The following is a 19,112-nucleotide window of genomic DNA, read 5'->3' on the forward strand; positions in this document are numbered from 1 at the left end:
ATAGTGCGTGTTTAAAAAGTCGGCTTATTATTCGGATACTTTTTGAACATCTTCATATAGTAAATACGATGATAGAGACAGTATAAAAGCTTATCTGTAAAAGCGAGCCAGGATTTGGTGTGAGCCTGGTACAGCATACTTTTGGAAGATCACTCTGGAGTATCCATTCGAACGATTAACAAGTAGAGATGGACGGTTCATTCACGTTACGAATCTTGAGTGAATTTAATGATGATATTGAATTTATAAGGGTGGTACCGCGAGTCTTCTCGTCCCTTTTTGGGGATGATGAGGGCTTTTTTTATCCCGCTTTAACGGGCAGCAACTCTCCACTCTAAACTTCTGAGATGAAATGAATGTCGATTAACTGCCCATAAAGGCTCGACCCATTCAATTAGCGGAAAAAGCTCCCACTGAAATTTTGTTTTATCTTAACATGAACAGGAGGAAGGTAAGATGGATTATAAAGAGACATTACTTATGCCAAAAACCAAGTTTCCGATGCGTGGAAATTTGCCGAATAAAGAACCATTACGACGCAAGGAATGGGATGAAAACCATTTATATGAAAAAAGTCTTGCACGTACAGAAGGAAGACCGTTATTTATTCTTCATGATGGCCCGCCATATGCGAATGGCGATCTGCATATTGGTCATGCGCTAAATAAAATTTTAAAAGATTTTATTACCCGCTATAAAACAATGGCCGGTTACCATGCACCATACGTTCCAGGCTGGGATACACACGGACTGCCAATTGAAACGGCGCTTACCAAAAAGAAAAAGGTGGATCGCAAAAAGCTGAGTATCGCAGAATTCAGACAAAAATGTGCGGAATACGCTATGAAGCAAATTGATAATCAGCGGAAACAGTTTAAAGAGTTAGGTGTTCGCGGCGATTGGGATAATCCCTATATCACGTTGACAAAGGACTATGAATCCGCGCAAATTCGTGTGTTTGGTGAAATGGCGAAAAAGGGCTATATCTATAAAGGATTGAAGCCGGTTTATTGGTCGCCTTCGTCTGAATCGGCACTTGCGGAAGCGGAAATTGAATATTATGACAAGCGTTCCCCCTCAATTTATGTTGCGTTTGAGGTAACCGATGGGAAGGAGCTTCTTGATGGCGGAGAGAAATTCATCATTTGGACAACAACGCCATGGACCATTCCTGCTAACTTAGGAATTAGTCTTCATCCAGATTTTGACTATGTCGTTACCAAGGTAAACGATGATAAATTTGTTGTTGCCGAGGAACTACTCCCAGCTGTTGCAGAAGAACTGGCATGGGAGGACCCGGAAGTTGTAAAAACGTTTAAAGGAAAAGAAGCAGATAAAATTGTGGCTCAGCATCCATTTTATGATCGTGATTCCCTTGTCATGCTCGGTGAACACGTGACAATAGATGCTGGTACGGGTTGTGTACACACGGCACCGGGACACGGGGAAGATGACTTTTATGTATCAAAAAAATATGGCATTGATGCTCTCTGCCCAGTCGATGAAAAAGGGGTGTTTACAGAGGAAGCACCTGGGTATGAAGGCATGTTCTACGATGCGGCAAATAAACCGATTACCGAGAAGTTGGAAGAGGTAGGTGCGTTATTAAAATTAAAGTTTATTACACACTCGTATCCACATGACTGGCGGACGAAAAAACCGACTATCTTCCGGGCGACTTCCCAATGGTTTGCCTCCATTAAAGATTTTCGCCAGGATATCCTGGATGAAATCAAACGGGTCAATTGGTACCCGCAATGGGGTGAAACACGCCTGTACAATATGGTGCGGGATCGTGAAGACTGGTGTATTTCCCGCCAACGTACATGGGGTGTGCCAATTCCGGTATTTTACGGGGAAGATAAGGAACCAATCATTACCGATGAAACGATTGCACATGTATCTGAGTTGTTTGCTGAACATGGATCAAATATCTGGTTTGAATGGGATGCTAAAGATCTACTGCCTGAAGGGTTTACTTCTGAGCACAGCCCTAATGGCAAGTTTACAAAAGAAACCGATATTATGGATGTCTGGTTTGATTCAGGCTCATCACATGAAGCAGTGCTTGTCGGCAGAGAGAACCATAGACGGCCGGCAGATGTGTATTTGGAAGGAAGTGACCAATATCGAGGCTGGTTCAACTCTTCCCTATCAACGGCTGTTGCGGTAACTGGAAAGGCACCATATGAAAATGTTGTCAGCCATGGATTTACGTTAGATGGCGATGGAAGAAAAATGAGTAAATCACTTGGCAATGTGATTGTTCCTTCCAAGGTTCTAAAACAGCTCGGTGCTGACATTTTACGCCTATGGGTTGCTTCCGTTGATTACCAGGCAGATGTCCGTATTTCGGATGATATTTTAAAACAGGTTTCAGAAACATATCGGAAAATCCGTAATACGTTCCGGTTTATGCTGGCGAATATTGCTGATTTCGATCCAGCTAAAGACCGTGTAGCTGAAAACGATCTTGAAGAAGTCGATCGTTACATGCTTCATCGTCTGCAGCATGTTATGAAAAGCGTGCGGAAAAGCTATGACAACTTTGAGTACTCACCGATCTATCATCAAATCCATAATTTCTGTGCGGTCGATTTAAGCTCATTTTACTTGGATTTTGCTAAGGATATTTTGTATATCGAAGCGGAGAATGACCATCGTCGCAGGAGTATTCAAACGGTGTATTACGATATTTTGACAAGTTTGATTAAGATGCTGACACCGATTATCCCACATACAGCAGAGGAAGTGTGGGAATACGTTCCTGGAGCTGAGGCTGACTATGTACAGTTAACGGACATTCCGGAGGCACGAACTGTATTTGAAGACGAAGCTGCACTTGCAAAATGGGATCATTTCATGAAAGTACGGGATGATGTTTTGAAAGCACTGGAAGAAGCAAGGAATGGCAAAGTAATTGGTAAATCACTTGAGGCAAAAGTAACAATTGTCGCTAAGGATGTGCAAACAAAAGAAGTACTGGAACACATCCCCTACTTACATCAATTACTCATCGTTTCGGGTGCTGATGTTGTGGATAGTGCTGATGATACAAAAGAATATCGCTACGTCCATGTTAAAGTAGAAAAACATCCAGGCGAAAAATGTGAACGCTGCTGGGTCGCTTCCGAAACAGTCGGCGAGGATCATGATCATCCTGAATTATGTTCCCGTTGTGCAGATGTTGTGAAAAAGCATTATACAGGATAAAAATAGCTTATGAAAAGGTAAGAATGCTGGTTTATAATCAGCATTCTTATGTTTCTGTGCTGGTATTTGTATCGCAGCAGTATATATTTTCCCGCTTATAAGGCAAAGCGTGACTTTTTGTGGTAAAATGCAATAGGAATAGAATAGGAATTGGAGGAAAGTCTTCATGTATTGGTACTACCTTCTTGCAGTAGTTGTCATTGGAATTGACCAGCTGACAAAATGGATCATTGTCAAAAACATGGAATTGTACGAACAAATCACCGTTATGAAAGACTTCTTCTACATAACCTCTCATCGAAACACAGGTGCTGCCTGGGGAATTTTAGAGGGCCAAATGATCTTCTTTTATATCATTACTGTCGTGGTGATCATCGGGGTTGTCTACTATATGCAAAAGTTCGGGAAAGACAGCATCCTGCTTGCAGTTTCACTTAGTCTGATTTTGGGTGGGGCAATCGGCAACTTTATCGACCGGCTTTTTCGGCAAGAGGTTGTTGATTTTCTTGATTTTATTATATTCGGTTATGATTTTCCGATTTTTAATGTTGCGGATTCAGCATTAACTGTAGGTGTTATTCTTGTTTTAATAGCAACCTTTTTGGATGAGAAAAGGAAAGGAAAGACAGCGAAATGACCGAGCAGCAATACGAAGTGCAAAGGGAACAAAATAAAATACGAATTGATAAGCTGCTGGCTGAGATAAATCCGGAAAATTCCCGTTCCCAGGTACAAACGTGGATCAATCAGGGTTTGGTTGCGGTCAATGACAATATTGTCAAGGCTAATTACAAGTGTCAATCAGGGGATCGTGTAACATGGTCGATACCTGAATCAATGTCGTTATCGGTTACACCAGAGGATATCCCGCTTGACATTGTTTACGAGGATCGCGATGTCATTGTTGTCAACAAGCCAAGGGGGATGGTTGTTCATCCGTCTGCTGGACATGCCAGCGGGACACTCGTTAACGCACTTCTTTTTCATTGTCATGATCTATCGGGAATTAATGGTGTCGAACGTCCGGGGATTGTCCATCGGATTGACAAAGATACGAGCGGGTTATTAGTTGTTGCAAAGAATGATCAGGCCCATGCATCACTTGTTGAACAGCTGCAGGCAAAGGATGTCGAACGAAAATATGAAGCAATCGTCCACGGAGTAATTGAACATGATAAAGGATTGATTGATGCGCCAATTGCCAGAGATCCAAAAGATAGACAAAAAATGGGCATTGTCGAACAGGGAAAGCCTGCTGTCACCCATTTTACCGTATTGCAACGTTTTGAGCATTTTACCCATGTTGAATGCCGGTTGGAAACAGGTAGGACACACCAAATTCGTGTCCATATGAAATATATTGGTTTTCCACTTGTTGGTGATCCAAAATATGGTCCAAAGAAGACCCTCGATATAGGCGGACAGGCCTTGCATGCGAAAGTACTCGGCTTCACACATCCACGGACAAAGAATTGGATGCATTTTACAAGCGAGGCACCAACGGTATTCCGCGATCTGCTAAAGCAAATTAAAAAAATGTATTGACAGATAGGATTGGCTTTGCCATAATAAATACAAGTAAATAAGATCCTTTAAATTATAGTCCTGTGAGGCTAAAAAGGAACCGACCGTTTGGCTTTATACCAAATCCCTTTTTCCTCATGGAGAAAGGGATTTTTTAATCGAGGTGAAATGGTGAAGAAAAAGACGGAAATACTTGATCAGCAGGCAATTAACCGGGCGTTAACCCGGATTGCTCATGAAATTGTAGAGAAAAATAAAGGTGGGGAAAATCTTGTTTTAGTCGGGATTAAAACAAGAGGAGTACCGATCGCCAAACGTCTGCAGGAAAAAATTAAGCAGATAGAAGAAATTACGGTTCCGATAGGCGAATTGGATATTACCCTTTACCGTGATGATTTGGAAAAAGCGGTGGAAAGTGATGATCCAGAACTGAAGGAAACGAATATTGCAGTTAAGCTCGCCGGTAAAAATGTCATTTTGATCGATGATGTATTGTTTACCGGCCGAACTGTACGCGCGGCAATGGATGCTGTAATGGACCTGGGCAGACCATCTCATATTCAATTAGCAGTCTTAATTGACCGCGGACACAGGGAGCTGCCGATTCGTGCTGATTACGTGGGGAAAAATATCCCAACTTCAGAAAAGGAAATAATCGTTGTCCAGCTTAATGAAACAGATGAGACAGATCAAGTATCCATTTTTGAAAAATAAATAGGCAGACCTTTAATTAAATCCAGCGAGATTTATAAGGTCGTTTTAGATTACGTGTATACAGAAGAAAAGATGGTTTGAATCAGGATGGAATCGGCTATTCTAACGACCGCTTCCCATCCGACTTCCGACCCCTGATGTCCGACTTCTGTCTGCCGTACCTCTTTGCGATCTTATGCAAAGAGGTTTTTTTATGGAGAAAATGCAAAACACTGGGCCCTGAAGCTGGACGTGGCCAATATGGCTTTAAAAAATGAAGATTGGATTTTTTGGGACTAAAAGGAGGAGCGCTTGTGCGAAACTTTATATCGGTAAACCATTTGTCAGAAGAGGAGATATTTTCCATTATTGAAACAGCAGAGGAATTTCGTCATGGTGAAACACGAAACGTAACGCAACAATTATTTGCAGCTAATTTATTTTACGAACCAAGCACGAGAACGAAAATGAGTTTTATCGTTGCCCAGAAAAAGCTGGGGATGGATGTATTGGATTTTCATAGTGAAACATCAAGCGTCCGAAAAGGTGAAACATTGTACGATACGGCAAAAACGTATGAAGCGATCGGGGCAAATATCCTCTTTATCCGTCATCAGGACGATACATGGTATGACAATCTCCTGCAAACTATCGAGATTCCAATTATTAATGCTGGTGCAGGAAAAGGGGAACACCCGACCCAATGTATGCTGGACCTAATGACAATCTACCAGGAATTTGGCAAATTTACCGGTCTTAACGTGGCGATAGCCGGTGATATAAAACATAGCCGTGTTGCCCGCTCAAATGCATACGCCCTGCAGAGATTAGGTGCGAATGTTTACTTTTCAGGAGCACCGGAATTTGCCGATACGACATTGGACTTCCCATATATTTCGATGGATGAAGCAGCAGCAACGTGTGATGTCATGATGTTATTGCGAATTCAACATGAACGGCACGAGGAAAAATATGTAGACAAGGATACGACATATCTACAACACTATGGTTTGACAACAGAGAGAGCAAGACGGATGAAGAAACATGCAATTATTCTTCATCCGGCCCCAATCAATCGCGGGGTGGAAATCGATACGACCTTGGTTGAATGCGAACGGTCACGGATATTTAAACAAATGGCAAACGGTGTTTATGTACGTATGGCAATTATTACAAAATTATTAGCTGAACGGGGGTTCATCCATGATCTTACTAAAGAACGCAAAAAAGTTGCTTCCTACTAATCAACTAGAAGACCTCGATGTACTTATTGATAACGAAAGAATCATAGAAATGGGTTCAACGATCACGAAAGAAGCTTACCAAATCATTGATTGCCAGGGTAATCTGCTGCTGCCAGGCTTTGTTGATGTTCATGTCCATTTGCGAGAACCGGGTGGGGAGCATAAAGAAACAATTAAAACTGGAACAGAAGCAGCTGCAAGAGGCGGATTTACAACGGTCTGTGCGATGCCGAATACGAATCCGGTACCAGATAATCCGGTCGTACTGCAGGAGCTTCAGGAAAAAATAAAGCAAGATGCAGTGGTACGGGTTTTGCCGTACGCCGCTATTACAAAAGGATTAAAAGGGGAAATAATAACGCCGATTCGTGAGCTTGCCAGTTTAGGGGCTTTTGCCTTTACTGATGACGGTGTCGGGATCCAAACGGCTGATCAAATGTTTCAGGCCATGAAGCAAGCAGCGGCGTGCGGAAAACCAGTCGTTGCGCATTGTGAGGATAATACACTTGTTTACCACGGCGTTGTCCACGATGGCGAAATTAGTGAGCGTCTCAAGCTGCCAGGGATCCCGTCATTAAGTGAATCGGTACAAATTGCCCGTGATGTCCTGCTGGCGGAAGCGAGTGGCTGTCATTATCATGTCTGTCATGTCAGCACAAAGGAGTCTGTTCGCGTTATCCGTGATGCCAAAAAAGCAGGTATCCAGGTGACGGCCGAGGTTACCCCTCATCATCTGCTCTTAAATGAAACAGATATCCAAACGGGCGATACCAATTTTAAAATGAACCCACCATTACGGGCGAAAGGCGATCAAAAAGCATTATTCGAAGGTCTGCTTGACGGAACGATCGATTTTATCGCGACCGATCATGCTCCACATGCGGAAACTGAAAAAGCACAAGGGTTTCAGAAAGCGCCGTTCGGCATTGTCGGGTTAGAAACAGCTTTTCCCTTGCTGTACACCCAGCTTGTAAAAACAAATAAATGCTCCCTTACCCAATTAATAGACTGGCTAACAGTAAAGCCAGCAGCTGTTTTTAGGTTACCGTATGGCCGGATGGAGGAGGGTGCTATTGCGGACATCACATTAGTGGATCTGGAAAAAGCATCGCGTATTAATAAACGTAATTTTTATTCAAAAGGAAGAAATACACCATTTCAAGGCTGGACCGTGACTGGGTTACCGGTCATGACGATAGCGAAAGGGAAAGTAGTCTACAAGGAGGATACACATGCATAAACGACAGCTTGTTTTGGAAGATGGTTCTGTTTTTATCGGCGAAGGATTCGGCAGTACAAAAGACTGTAGCGGAGAAGTTGTATTTAATACTGGAATGACCGGGTATCAGGAGGTTATTTCCGATCCTTCGTACTGTGGGCAGATCGTGATGATGACATACCCATTAGTCGGAAATTACGGGATAAATCGGGATGATTTTGAAACGGTAACACCATTTATTCATGGGTTTATCGTAAAGGAATATTGTGAACATCCATCCAATTTCCGCAGCGACGAAAGCTTAAGCAGTTTTTTGCAGGCTAATGATATTCCAGGGATTGCCGGGATTGACACAAGGAAATTAACAAAAATTATCCGCCTGTACGGCACGATGAAAGGGTGTATCACTTCATGTGATGAACCGGTGGAAAAGGTAATCGAACGGTTAAAGCAAACACCGAAACGAACGAATCAAGTACACCGGACATCTACAGCCAAACCATACGTTGTACCTGGACGCGGTCTTAGAATTGTACTCGTTGATTTTGGCATGAAGCATGGCATTTTACGGGAGCTCACCAAACATGATTGTCACGTAACGGTTGTACCATATAACTACGGAGCTTCCAATATTTTACGGTTAAAACCTGATGGCATTATGCTGACAAATGGCCCCGGAGATCCAAAAGATGTACCGGAAGCGATCGAAATGCTAAAAGAAGTGTTAGGGAGAATTCCACTTTTTGGAATTTGTCTGGGCCATCAGCTGCTTGCCTTAGCCTGTGGTGCAAATACGGAAAAAATGAAATTTGGTCATCGCGGTGCCAATCATCCAGTCAAGGATCTGGAAAAAGGGAAAACATATATGACATCACAGAACCACAGCTATGCGGTGACACATGAATCACTGGGAAGAACAAATCTGGCCCTGACGCAAATTGCTTTGAATGACAACAGTGTAGAAGGAATCAGACATACTGTTCATCCGGCATTCTCTGTTCAATATCACCCGGAAAGTTCACCAGGGCCGGAAGATACGAACCACTTGTTTGATGAATTTCTGCAAATGATTGTCGCTGTAAAAGCGAAAAACGAGGAGGAAGCATATGCCTAAAAATACATCCATCAAGAAAATTCTCGTCATCGGATCCGGCCCAATCGTCATTGGACAAGCAGCTGAATTTGATTACTCCGGAACGCAAGGCTGTCAGGCATTAAAGGAGGAAGGGTATACCGTCATTTTAGCCAACTCTAATCCAGCAACAATCATGACCGATCATACAGTAGCGGATAAAGTGTATATGGAACCGCTAACGACGGAGTTTTTGATCAAAATTATCCGTAAAGAACAGCCCGATGCGCTACTTCCTACATTGGGCGGACAAACGGGCTTAAATTTGGCTGTTGCCTTGGAAAAGACAGGTATACTTGCCGAATACAATATTACTTTACTTGGTACAGCACTGGAGGCAATCCAACAAGCGGAGGACAGGGAAAAATTTCGTTCGCTAATGCAGGAATTGCAGGAACCCGTCCCAGACAGTCAAATCGTTAACACGGTTGAAGAAGCGTGCAACTTTGCTGCTAAAATCGGTTTTCCTGTTATTGTACGGCCAGCATACACACTTGGTGGAACAGGTGGTGGTATGTGTTATAACGAAATGGAACTAAGGGAAATCGCCCGCAATGGTCTGGCATTATCACCTGTTGATCAATGCTTAATTGAAAAAAATATCGCCGGTTTTAAAGAAATTGAATATGAAGTCATGCGTGATAAAAATGATCAGGCGATTGTTGTTTGCAATATGGAAAATGTTGACCCGGTCGGTATTCATACAGGTGATTCCATCGTTGTAGCACCATCACAAACATTAAGCGACCGCGAATATCAATTACTCAGAAATGCTTCGCTGAAAATCATTCGCGCACTAAAAATTGAAGGTGGCTGTAATGTCCAGCTGGCACTTGATCCAGACAGCTTTAACTATTACATTATTGAGGTAAATCCAAGAGTCAGTCGTTCATCAGCATTAGCATCTAAGGCTACGGGCTATCCAATCGCTAAAATGGCGGCAAAAATAGCTGTCGGATTAACATTGGATGAAATCATCAATCCGATTACCGGTAATACCTACGCCTGCTTTGAACCGGCACTTGATTATGTTGTTACTAAAATACCACGGTTCCCATTTGATAAATTTGTTACCGGTGACCGGTATCTTGGGACACAAATGAAAGCAACGGGTGAGGTCATGTCGATTGGGCGGAATTTTGAAGAGTCACTTTTAAAAGGGATCCGGTCGCTTGATGTCGGAACAGAAGAATTGTGGCTTAAACGTCTGGTTGATTTGCCGCTTGATGAACTTAAAGAAAAGCTTCCGAAAGCAGATGATGAGCGATTGTTTGTATTAGCTGAAGCTTTCCGGCGTGGCATGTCTGTTGAAGCAATTTTTCAGCTGACAAAAATCGATCGCTTCTTTTTAGTCAAACTGGCACAGTTAATGGAATTAGAGGAAACAATAAAACGCAATAAGTTTTCATTGGAAATAGCAGCAAAAGCGAAACGACTGGGCTTTTCGGATACGCAAATTGCCAGACTATGGAATGAACCAGTTGATGAGGTATATGAATTTCGCCTCCATCATAACATCCAACCGGTATACAAAATGGTTGATACGTGTGCAGCGGAATTCGCATCCGAAACCCCATACTTTTACAGTAGCTATGAAGATGAAAATGAATCCATTCAATCTGATCGCAAAAAAGTTCTTGTTCTTGGATCAGGCCCGATTCGAATTGGACAGGGAATCGAGTTTGACTATGCTACGGTTCATTCTGTGCTGGCAATCAAGGAACTGGGCTATGAAGCGATTATCATGAATAATAATCCGGAAACCGTATCAACCGATTTCAGTATTTCTGATAAGCTCTATTTTGAACCACTTACATTGGAAGATGTCATGCATGTAATTAATTTAGAGCAGCCAGAAGGTGTTATCGTCCAATTTGGCGGACAGACAGCAATTAATCTGGCAGCAGGGTTGGAACGGCGCGGAGTCAAAATCCTTGGAACGGATTTAGCTGCAATTGACAAAGCTGAAGACCGGGATAAATTTGAACAATTGTTGCATGATTTACAGATATTGCGGCCAAAGGGAAGGTCAGTAAAGAAGTTCGATCAGGCATTAACAGTTGCCAAAGAAATAGGTTATCCCGTTTTGGTCAGGCCATCGTATGTCATTGGCGGCAGCCGGATGGAAATTGTCTATCACGAGTCAGAACTGCAGGCTTATTTGGCGAAATCACATGATACGGAGAACGAACACCCGATTTTGATCGATCAATATATTACCGGCATTGAGGTCGAAGTGGATGCAATCAGTGATGGGGAAACGGTCATTGTTCCAGGTATTATGGAACATATCGAGCGTTCAGGTATCCATTCCGGAGATTCCATCGCTGTCTATCCCCCACAGCGAATCAGTGAGGCTGTGAAACAAAAATGTATGGATGCTACCGTGAAAATTGCCAGTAAGTTGCATGTAAAAGGGCTGATCAATATCCAATTTATCGTCCGGAATAATGATGTTTACGTCCTTGAGGTTAATCCAAGAGCCAGTAGAACGATCCCTTTCCTAAGTAAAATCACGGGTGTTACGATGGCTAATCTGGCAACAAGATGCATTTTAGGGGAAACACTTTCAGAACTGGGGTATGCTACAGGAATTTTACCGGAGCATAATACGGTTTCGGTAAAAGTACCAGTGTTTTCGTTTGCAAAATTGCGCAGTGTTGATACCATTCTCGGACCGGAAATGAAATCAACCGGAGAAGCGATCGGTCATGATAAAACGTTGGAAAAAGCCCTTTACAAAGGACTTGTTGCATCGGGCTTATCGGTGCCGCAGGAAGGTGCTGTACTTTTGACCGTTGCTGATAAGGATAAACAGGAGGTACTTTCCATCGCATGCGGTTTTCATCAACTTGGATTTAAGCTGTATGCAACGACCGGAACTGCTGCTTTTGTAAAAGAACGAGGAATCCCGGTAACGGAAGTAGGAAAGGTTGGAGCGGATCAACCAAATGTATTATCAATTATCGAAAATGGGGATGTGCAATTTGTTGTTAATACCCTGACGTCTGGTAAAAAAACGCGATCTGACGGATTTTGGATTCGCCGGGAAGCAGTTGAACATGGAATTGCCTGCTTAACAAGTTTAGATACCGCGAACGCCATCTTAAATGTGATTGATTCCACCACATTCAGTGCCCAGCCACTAACAGGGCAAGAGGTTGTTTTGCCATGAAAAAACGACTAACGATGGTTGTAAGATCTGTAGAGAAAATTGCCTTGGACACGGTCGAAATGGTTCTTGAAAATGCCTATATAGCAGGGAATGCGAAGCCAGGCCAGTTTTTACATTTGCAGGTGGAGGGGCATACATTGCGCAGGCCGATCTCGATTGCCGATGTTGACCAGGAGAAAGAACTTGTTGTCATCCTGTTTAAAAGAATAGGAACTGGTACGAAGCAATTGGCAGCTTACAGGCCGGGAATGACGATTGATGCAATTGGGCCTAACGGGAATGGCTTTCCTTATATGGAGACGATGAAAACAGCATTACTGATAGGCGGGGGGATCGGTATTCCCCCACTTTATAACCTGGGTAAGGAACTCATGGAGAGAGGTATTCATGTTAAGGCGGTACTGGGGTTTCAAACGAAGGCACATGTATTTTATGAAGAAAAGTTTGCTGCACTTGGGGAAACATGGATTGTAACCAATGATGGCAGCTATGGACACAAGGGATTTGTTACGAATGTGCTCGATCAGACGGGACAATTTGATAACTACTTCTCTTGCGGGCCAATGCCGATGCTTCAGGCAGTAACAGAAGAACTGCGTAATAAACAGGGATACATTTCGTTGGAGGAACGTATGGGCTGTGGTATCGGAGCGTGTTTTGCCTGCGTTATTCCGGCAAACGAAGAGCCCGGCTATAAAAAAATTTGTCAGGACGGTCCAGTGTTTGCCGCAGATGAGGTGATATTATGACAAACTTGGGAGTTCAATTACCTGGTCTAACACTAAAAAATCCGATTATGCCTGCATCAGGCTGTTTTGGGTTTGGCCGGGAATTTAGCGAGTTTTATAATTTACGCAAACTCGGGGCTGTCATTATGAAAGCAGCAACAGGAAGTGCCCGTTTTGGTAATCCAACACCACGGGTAGCAGAAACAGCGGCAGGCATGTTAAATGCCATCGGCTTGCAAAACCCCGGTGTAGAAAAAATTATCGCCCATGAAGTACCAAATCTAGCAACCTATAACATTCCAATTATCGCAAATGTAGCGGGAAGTACACTTGAAGAATATGTAAATGTTGCCGAGGCTTTTAATCAAACGGATGCTGTTCATGCACTGGAATTGAATATTTCCTGTCCAAATGTAAAAGAGGGCGGGATCCAGTTCGGCACCAATCCCGGTATGGCAGCTACTGTGACAGAAGAAGTGAAAAAGGTGAGCAATCTGCCCGTGTATGTAAAGCTGTCCCCAAATGTATCCGATATTGTTTCGATGGCAAAAGCCGTTGAACAAGCTGGAGCGGACGGCCTTTCGATGATTAACACACTAACTGGAATGCAAATTGATTTATCAAGTAAGCGGCCACTGCTTGCAAACAAAACAGGTGGGCTTTCCGGCCAGGCGATTAAACCGATCGCCATTCGGATGATTTATGAAGTAAAGCAGCATGTCTCGATCCCAATTATTGGAATGGGTGGTATTGCAAATGCTCAGGATGTTCTGGAGTTTTTACTTGCGGGTGCTAGTGCGGTTGCAATTGGAACAGCCAATTTCCAGAATCCATTTGTCTGTTCCGAAATCATTGATGCGTTACCGGCGGTTTTGAAAGAGTACGGATTCGCATCGGCAGAAGCTGCGATCGGAAAGGGGCATGTTGAAGAATGAATCAGACTATCTATTTATCTTTGGATTTTCCGACATGGAATGAAGCAAAACATTTCATTGATCAACATGATCTGTATGGAGTCCCGGTTAAAGTGGGGATGGAATTATTTTACCGGGAAGGGCCAGATGTGATTGAAAAACTAAAGCAGGACAATCATGCGATATTTCTTGATTTAAAGCTGCATGATATTCCAACAACGGTAAGAAACGCAATGAAAAATCTGGCCAGGCTGGAGGTAGATATGGTGAATGTACACGCGCTCGGTGGCAGTGAAATGATCCAAGCAGCAAAAGAAGGCCTGCTGTCGGGTTCTCAATATGATACGAAGCTGATTGCGGTTACGATTTTGACGTCGATGGATCATACTATTATGAATAATGAATTGCTGATACAAGGGAATGTTCAGGACAATGCCGTTCGCCTTTCCGAATTTGCCAATCGTAGCGGAGCAGATGGTGTTGTTTGTTCCGTTCATGAGGCAAAGCGGATCAAAGCAGTGTGCGGGTCATCTTACCTAACCGTGACACCTGGTATACGATTGCAGGACGCGGAGACAAATGATCAAAAACGTGTTGCCACACCGGCATTTGCCCGTAAAAATGGCTCGGATATTCTTGTTGTCGGACGGACAATAACCAACGCGCAAGACCCGAAAAAAGCATATAACAAAGTGGTGGAGGAGTGGAATTGTGGAGCTGAGTCGTGAAATAGCACGTAATTTACTGGACATCCAAGCAGTACAAATTAGAACAGAAGATTATTTTACCTGGACATCTGGAATTAAATCACCGATTTATTGTGATAACCGCCTTACGATGTCTTATCCAGACATACGTGCGAAAATTGCTCAAGCATTTGTGCAATTAATCGAACAATCGGAGCAAAAGCCTGATGTAATTGCCGGATGCGCTACTGCCGGAATTCCTCACGCCGCCTGGGTTGCAAATAGACTGGGGCTGCCGATGGTTTATGTCAGATCGAAGCCAAAAGGACACGGCAAAGGGAATCAAATAGAAGGGAAACTTGAAAAGGGACAACGAGCTATCGTGATTGAAGATTTGATTTCCACCGGCGGGTCATCAATTGAATCTGCCAAGGCATTAGAAAAAGAAGGGATAACAGTGCTTGGTGTACTCGCTATCTTTACGTACGGACTGAAAAAGGCAAAAGAGCAATTTTTGCAAGCAAATCTTGCTTTCCGGACAATTACGGATTATGATGAGTTATTACGATTGCTGGTGGAAGATGAAACAATTAATAATGAACAATATCGAGAGCTGCAGTCGTGGCGTGATTTACTAGAGACTTCTCACTGAGGAGTCTTTTTTTGTAGGTAAAGAAAGTATAAAAATTTAGGCTCTATTCTGATTGCGTCAGAGTTGGCCATGTCCAGCTCCAGCGCCCAGCAACTAGCAAACTTCACACTCCTTCACTACGATAAGTCAACATCGGTTCGCTTCCAGCTCACCGTGTTTCCTTTATCTCATTGCGGAGTGCTCCAGTTTGTACGTTGCTAAACGGGCGCTTGCGCTTTTCTTAGTTGCGATTGTTCTTATAAAATCCATATTGTTCTTAATAAAATTTAAAATTGTACGTAATTGGAAGAAAACTGAAGATAATTGAAGTAAATCGTTCTTAATTGAGCACAAACGGTTGAATTTAAGCCTTTTCAAAACGAAATGTATGACTTATACTCACAATTGTTATGTTCCCTATAAAGAACAACTTGTTGTTAATGAAGAACAGTAGAGGATGGGAGAGAAAAAGGGCCGTTAACTTAGTATATGTAACGGATGACCAAATAGAATTACCGGGCATGATTTTGTCTCATCATTGAGTTCAAAATAAAAAATTAGTTACAGGGAGGAACAAGAATGAGTATTAAGAAAAAGCTAGGAATGGGAGTAGCATCAGCAGCACTAGGTATAGCATTGATTGGGGGAGGTACTTTCGCGTATTTCGGTGATGCAGAAGCAACAAATAATACATTTGCTGCAGGTACATTAGATTTGTCAGTCGATCCGACCACGATTATTGATGTGGATAATTTAAAGCCTGGTGATTGGATGACTCGGGAATTCGTACTTACCAACGAGGGAACATTGGATATTTCAAAAGTAAATATTCTTACTGATTATACTGTAAATGATAAAAATGGTGATAACGATGGAGAAGATTTTGGGGAACACATTAGAGTGAATTTCTTAAAAAACTATGATAAAGACTCAATTTTTCAATATCCTCATGAAAATGTTATAGCATCAACAACTTTAGCTGAACTAAAAGGTGAAATGCCGGATGCCGTTAAAAACAAAATTTGGGCATTTTTGGGATTAGGAGACGAAAGAAGTGGTCTTAAAGTTGGGGATCACGACGATCTTGTAGTTCAATTTGAATTTGTGGATAATGGCAATGATCAAAATAAATTCCAAGGAGATTCTTTAGACCTTACATGGACTTTTGATGCTCAGCAAACAAAAGGTGAGTCCAGATAAGAATACGGGAGGAAGTCAACCCCTTCCTCCCCTTTTTATAACAATTCATAAACACAATATAATTTTTGTGTTTATGAATTGTTATAAAAGCTATTTTTTGCCCCAAACAGAATTTAATCCATATTCATGGGTGCTTAATAGGGAGGTATTTCCTTGCGAATGAGTCGTTTGCGAAAGTTTAAGTCAAGAAAAAAGTTTATCTTGCTAACAAAAATGATTGCTGTGTTTTATTTGGCCACTTTTTCATTTAGCTATTTAATATCTGGAACTGGGGCATATTTTAACGACGGAAAAACGGATAAACATGTCATTCAGGCCGGAGAATGGTGGGATCAGAGTGAGCTTGAATTCATAGGAAAACCGACACAAAATGTCAAAGCCTGCCCGCCAACGGATATAAGTGTGCAAATTAAAAATAATGGCTTTACGATGATCGGGCCAACTGAATATGAAATCTACTATTCGGAAAATGGAAATCCAAAAAATAATGGGGAAAAGATAGCAGCAGGGAGCATTGACCCTATAAAAGAAGGCGGCATCACAACGTTATCCTTTCATGCTGAAAAAGTCGGGTCCTATACGTTTAAAGCATTGCAACGTCCAGGATATAAAAATGATGAAAAGTCAAGACACGAGATCTGGAGCGAAAAAGTAATGGTTAAATGTATGGAGAAAGCCGAGGAAGACAAACAAGATGAACGAAACATTGAGGATAAATCCGAAGAAAATAATGATTCGGAAAAAACCAATGCAGCTAAAGATAATCAGTCTAAAGACGAACAAAAGAATTCCGAAAAGATAGTGGAGAATAGCGCAGATAAAACAGATAACGGTTCATCAGATCCCACCGGAAAAACCGAGTCAAAAGAAAATGACGAAACAAAAACAGACAAGAATGAATCATCTGGAGAACAGTCAACTTCGAAGGATCAAAAACAAAAGCCAAATGCAAAACAAACAGAATCCGCTGTAAACGAGGAGGTTGACAAAGATGAGTAAAAAGCAGGGGAAAAAAGTATGGAAATGGCTTAACAATATTACGACAGTACTATTATTCACCATCTTAATCGGGATGCTTGCTGTTGTTATTATATCTAAATTTTCCGGTGGAGAACCCGGGATTTTCGGTTATCAATTAAAAACCGTCCTATCCGGCTCCATGGAACCCGGTATCAAGACAGGTTCAATTATCGCAGTTAAGCCTGGAGGCGATATGACCAGATTCAAAGAAAATGATGTAATTACGTTTCAAGCTGACGAAAAAACCGTAATTACTCATCGAATCGTAGACGTTACAAAAAGCGGAGAACACACAATTTATCAAACAAAGGGGGATAATAATAACGCCCCTGACATGGATCCGGTTTTATCAGAAAATGTGGTTGGAGAATATACTGGCTTCACCATCCCGTACGTTGGCTATTTTAGTAACTTTGTCCAATCAAAAAATGGTGCCTTTCTATTATTAATACCGGGCATTTTGTTACTCGGTTATTCGATCTTTATTATTTGGAAGACATTATCAGAGGTAGAGGCGTCAAATCAAAGAGATAAAGGTCAAGTGAAGGAAAGTGCAGAGGCGTCCAGCTAATTGATGTTGTGAGTGCTGAGAAATGGGGTGAAACGGTTGAAAAAAACACTAGTGTTAGCGGCTACTGTTGCTTTGATGATAGGCACTTTTTTCCTTCCTGATAGGCATGTTTACGGCTCGGAGAATGCAACATCAGAAATTGACATTGGGATTAAGCCAAGCAGGTATTTATTTCATATTAAAGATATGAAACCCGGGGATTGGGTGCCAAGAACAATGATTGTGCAAAATAATGGATTAAAAGATTTTAATTATTATATAAAATTGGAAAATACGAGTGAATCGGTAAAACTATATAACGAATTATTACTAGAAATTAGTGACGAAGATGGAGAAATATATAGTGGAAAGTTAGCCGATCTCCATGAACTACCGCCAAGAAGCTTAGCGTCGTCCAGTGAAGAAAAGTTAGGATTTACTATACGGTTTCCGGAACATCTAGGAAATGAGTATCAGGGACTTGATGCAAGATTCACAATTAAATTTACTGCTGAAGGAGAAGGTAATCTTACGGATGAAGCTAGTAGTCAGGGGCTGGTTGGTAGAAATGGTTCACCGTCAGGAGGCTCACCATTACCGGACACTGCTACAAGTATGTTTACCCTATTATTAATTGGGGGAATTTTTCTACTAGTTGGCGGAATCCTGCTGCTATATCAAAAGTTAAAACGTATTGGCAGGTTTCGGGTATAGCATTTTTGTATTTAAATATTTTGACAAAGCGAACAGCACTCCATTACTGTTCGCTTTTCTTAAAACTAAAGAAAGTATAAAATTTGAGACGCAGTTATGCTTACATCAGAGCAGGCCACGTCCGGCTCCAGCTCTAAAGCTGTAGTAAACTTCCTTCACCTCCGTACGATAAGTCAACATCGGCTCGGGTAGGAAGGAAGGCCGACTAAAAGCGGGCTTTGCGCCCAACTCACGTCTACCCCTTTTGCAGGGGCATGTTTCCTTTATCTCCTGCGGTAGGAATGTTCGGTTAAAACCGCTGCTTTGCGCAGCAACACCGAACCACCCTGCTTGGCAGGGCGCAGTCCATACGTCGCTAACCGGGCGCTTGCACCTTTGGCGTGCCCAGCACGCTGTTAATTGCGAGTTGGTGAAAGTCCAACCCAAGTAAGTACCAAGACGCTTGGTAGCTGACAAGTGACTGGTGGAG

The 19,112-nt window shown here is 42.3% G+C and carries 16 protein-coding genes and 1 other annotated feature; all 16 genes read left to right on the forward strand.

The window, feature by feature from the left end; genetic code table 11:
* Positions 1-59 precede the first annotated feature (59 nt).
* Positions 60-280 (forward strand) — a binding site (T-box leader).
* A 176-nt stretch (positions 281-456) separates the two neighbouring features.
* Positions 457-3,213, forward strand: coding sequence for an isoleucine--tRNA ligase (gene ileS, locus IEX12_RS11765; protein WP_188725232.1), 2,757 nt, complete (start codon positions 457-459; stop codon positions 3,211-3,213).
* A gap of 166 nt (positions 3,214-3,379) precedes the next feature.
* The gene (gene lspA / locus IEX12_RS11770; RefSeq protein WP_188725233.1) at positions 3,380-3,850 is read left to right on the forward strand and encodes a signal peptidase II; all 471 of its coding nucleotides are present in this window, start codon (positions 3,380-3,382) and stop codon (positions 3,848-3,850) included.
* Entirely contained in the window at positions 3,847-4,758 is a 912-nt protein-coding gene (locus tag IEX12_RS11775) for an RluA family pseudouridine synthase (protein WP_088050102.1), read from the forward strand. Before lspA ends, IEX12_RS11775 begins: the two co-directional genes overlap by 4 nt.
* 150 nt (positions 4,759-4,908) lie before the next feature.
* A complete protein-coding gene (gene pyrR, locus IEX12_RS11780) occupies positions 4,909-5,451 on the forward strand; it encodes a bifunctional pyr operon transcriptional regulator/uracil phosphoribosyltransferase PyrR (protein WP_088050980.1) in 543 nt (180 codons plus the stop codon).
* A gap of 293 nt (positions 5,452-5,744) precedes the next feature.
* Positions 5,745-6,674 (forward strand): aspartate carbamoyltransferase catalytic subunit, encoded by a 930-nt coding sequence (locus tag IEX12_RS11785; protein WP_102415311.1) that lies wholly within the window; start codon positions 5,745-5,747, stop codon positions 6,672-6,674.
* Positions 6,634-7,914: a dihydroorotase gene (gene pyrC, locus IEX12_RS11790; RefSeq protein WP_102415310.1), complete on the forward strand. Its 1,281-nt coding sequence runs from the start codon at positions 6,634-6,636 to the stop codon at positions 7,912-7,914. Before IEX12_RS11785 ends, pyrC begins: the two co-directional genes overlap by 41 nt.
* The gene (locus IEX12_RS11795; RefSeq protein ID WP_102415309.1) at positions 7,907-9,007 is read left to right on the forward strand and encodes a carbamoyl phosphate synthase small subunit; all 1,101 of its coding nucleotides are present in this window, start codon (positions 7,907-7,909) and stop codon (positions 9,005-9,007) included. Before pyrC ends, IEX12_RS11795 begins: the two co-directional genes overlap by 8 nt.
* Complete coding sequence (gene carB / locus IEX12_RS11800; protein WP_188725234.1) at positions 9,000-12,200, forward strand: carbamoyl-phosphate synthase large subunit; 3,201 nt, start codon at positions 9,000-9,002, stop codon at positions 12,198-12,200. Before IEX12_RS11795 ends, carB begins: the two co-directional genes overlap by 8 nt.
* Positions 12,197-12,949, forward strand: a complete 753-nt coding sequence (locus IEX12_RS11805; protein ID WP_102415307.1) for a dihydroorotate dehydrogenase electron transfer subunit — start codon at positions 12,197-12,199, stop codon at positions 12,947-12,949. The genes carB and IEX12_RS11805 overlap by 4 nt, the downstream gene beginning before the upstream one ends.
* Complete coding sequence (locus tag IEX12_RS11810) at positions 12,946-13,863, forward strand: dihydroorotate dehydrogenase (RefSeq protein ID WP_088050108.1); 918 nt, start codon at positions 12,946-12,948, stop codon at positions 13,861-13,863. The genes IEX12_RS11805 and IEX12_RS11810 overlap by 4 nt, the downstream gene beginning before the upstream one ends.
* Positions 13,860-14,570: an orotidine-5'-phosphate decarboxylase gene (gene pyrF / locus IEX12_RS11815; RefSeq protein WP_088050109.1), complete on the forward strand. Its 711-nt coding sequence runs from the start codon at positions 13,860-13,862 to the stop codon at positions 14,568-14,570. The genes IEX12_RS11810 and pyrF overlap by 4 nt, the downstream gene beginning before the upstream one ends.
* On the forward strand, positions 14,560-15,180 hold the full coding sequence (gene pyrE, locus IEX12_RS11820) for an orotate phosphoribosyltransferase (RefSeq protein WP_188725235.1): 621 nt from the start codon (positions 14,560-14,562) through the stop codon (positions 15,178-15,180). The genes pyrF and pyrE overlap by 11 nt, the downstream gene beginning before the upstream one ends.
* A gap of 558 nt (positions 15,181-15,738) precedes the next feature.
* Positions 15,739-16,359 (forward strand): CalY family protein, encoded by a 621-nt coding sequence (locus IEX12_RS11825; protein WP_102415305.1) that lies wholly within the window; start codon positions 15,739-15,741, stop codon positions 16,357-16,359.
* A gap of 159 nt (positions 16,360-16,518) precedes the next feature.
* Entirely contained in the window at positions 16,519-17,358 is an 840-nt protein-coding gene (gene tapA / locus IEX12_RS11830; RefSeq protein ID WP_230856050.1) for an amyloid fiber anchoring/assembly protein TapA, read from the forward strand.
* Positions 17,351-17,950, forward strand: coding sequence for a signal peptidase I SipW (gene sipW / locus IEX12_RS11835; protein ID WP_088050114.1), 600 nt, complete (start codon positions 17,351-17,353; stop codon positions 17,948-17,950). Before tapA ends, sipW begins: the two co-directional genes overlap by 8 nt.
* Before the next feature lie 36 nt (positions 17,951-17,986).
* Entirely contained in the window at positions 17,987-18,643 is a 657-nt protein-coding gene (locus IEX12_RS11840) for a TasA family protein (protein WP_088050115.1), read from the forward strand.
* Positions 18,644-19,112 lie beyond the last annotated feature (469 nt).

Source organism: Lentibacillus populi (genome assembly GCA_014642895.1).
GTDB lineage: Bacteria > Bacillota > Bacilli > Bacillales > Amphibacillaceae > Lentibacillus_C > Lentibacillus_C populi.

Coding starts and splice junctions, on each gene's coding strand:
- lspA (WP_188725233.1), top strand. CDS start 3,380: ATGTATTGGTACTACCTTCTTGCAGTAGTTGTCATTGGAATTGACCAG.
- carB (WP_188725234.1), top strand. CDS start 9,000: ATGCCTAAAAATACATCCATCAAGAAAATTCTCGTCATCGGATCCGGC.
- IEX12_RS11805 (WP_102415307.1), top strand. CDS start 12,197: ATGAAAAAACGACTAACGATGGTTGTAAGATCTGTAGAGAAAATTGCC.
- tapA (WP_230856050.1), top strand. CDS start 16,519: ATGAGTCGTTTGCGAAAGTTTAAGTCAAGAAAAAAGTTTATCTTGCTA.
- IEX12_RS11810 (WP_088050108.1), top strand. CDS start 12,946: ATGACAAACTTGGGAGTTCAATTACCTGGTCTAACACTAAAAAATCCG.
- pyrC (WP_102415310.1), top strand. CDS start 6,634: ATGATCTTACTAAAGAACGCAAAAAAGTTGCTTCCTACTAATCAACTA.
- IEX12_RS11795 (WP_102415309.1), top strand. CDS start 7,907: ATGCATAAACGACAGCTTGTTTTGGAAGATGGTTCTGTTTTTATCGGC.
- ileS (WP_188725232.1), top strand. CDS start 457: ATGGATTATAAAGAGACATTACTTATGCCAAAAACCAAGTTTCCGATG.
- pyrF (WP_088050109.1), top strand. CDS start 13,860: ATGAATCAGACTATCTATTTATCTTTGGATTTTCCGACATGGAATGAA.
- IEX12_RS11825 (WP_102415305.1), top strand. CDS start 15,739: ATGAGTATTAAGAAAAAGCTAGGAATGGGAGTAGCATCAGCAGCACTA.
- IEX12_RS11775 (WP_088050102.1), top strand. CDS start 3,847: ATGACCGAGCAGCAATACGAAGTGCAAAGGGAACAAAATAAAATACGA.
- sipW (WP_088050114.1), top strand. CDS start 17,351: ATGAGTAAAAAGCAGGGGAAAAAAGTATGGAAATGGCTTAACAATATT.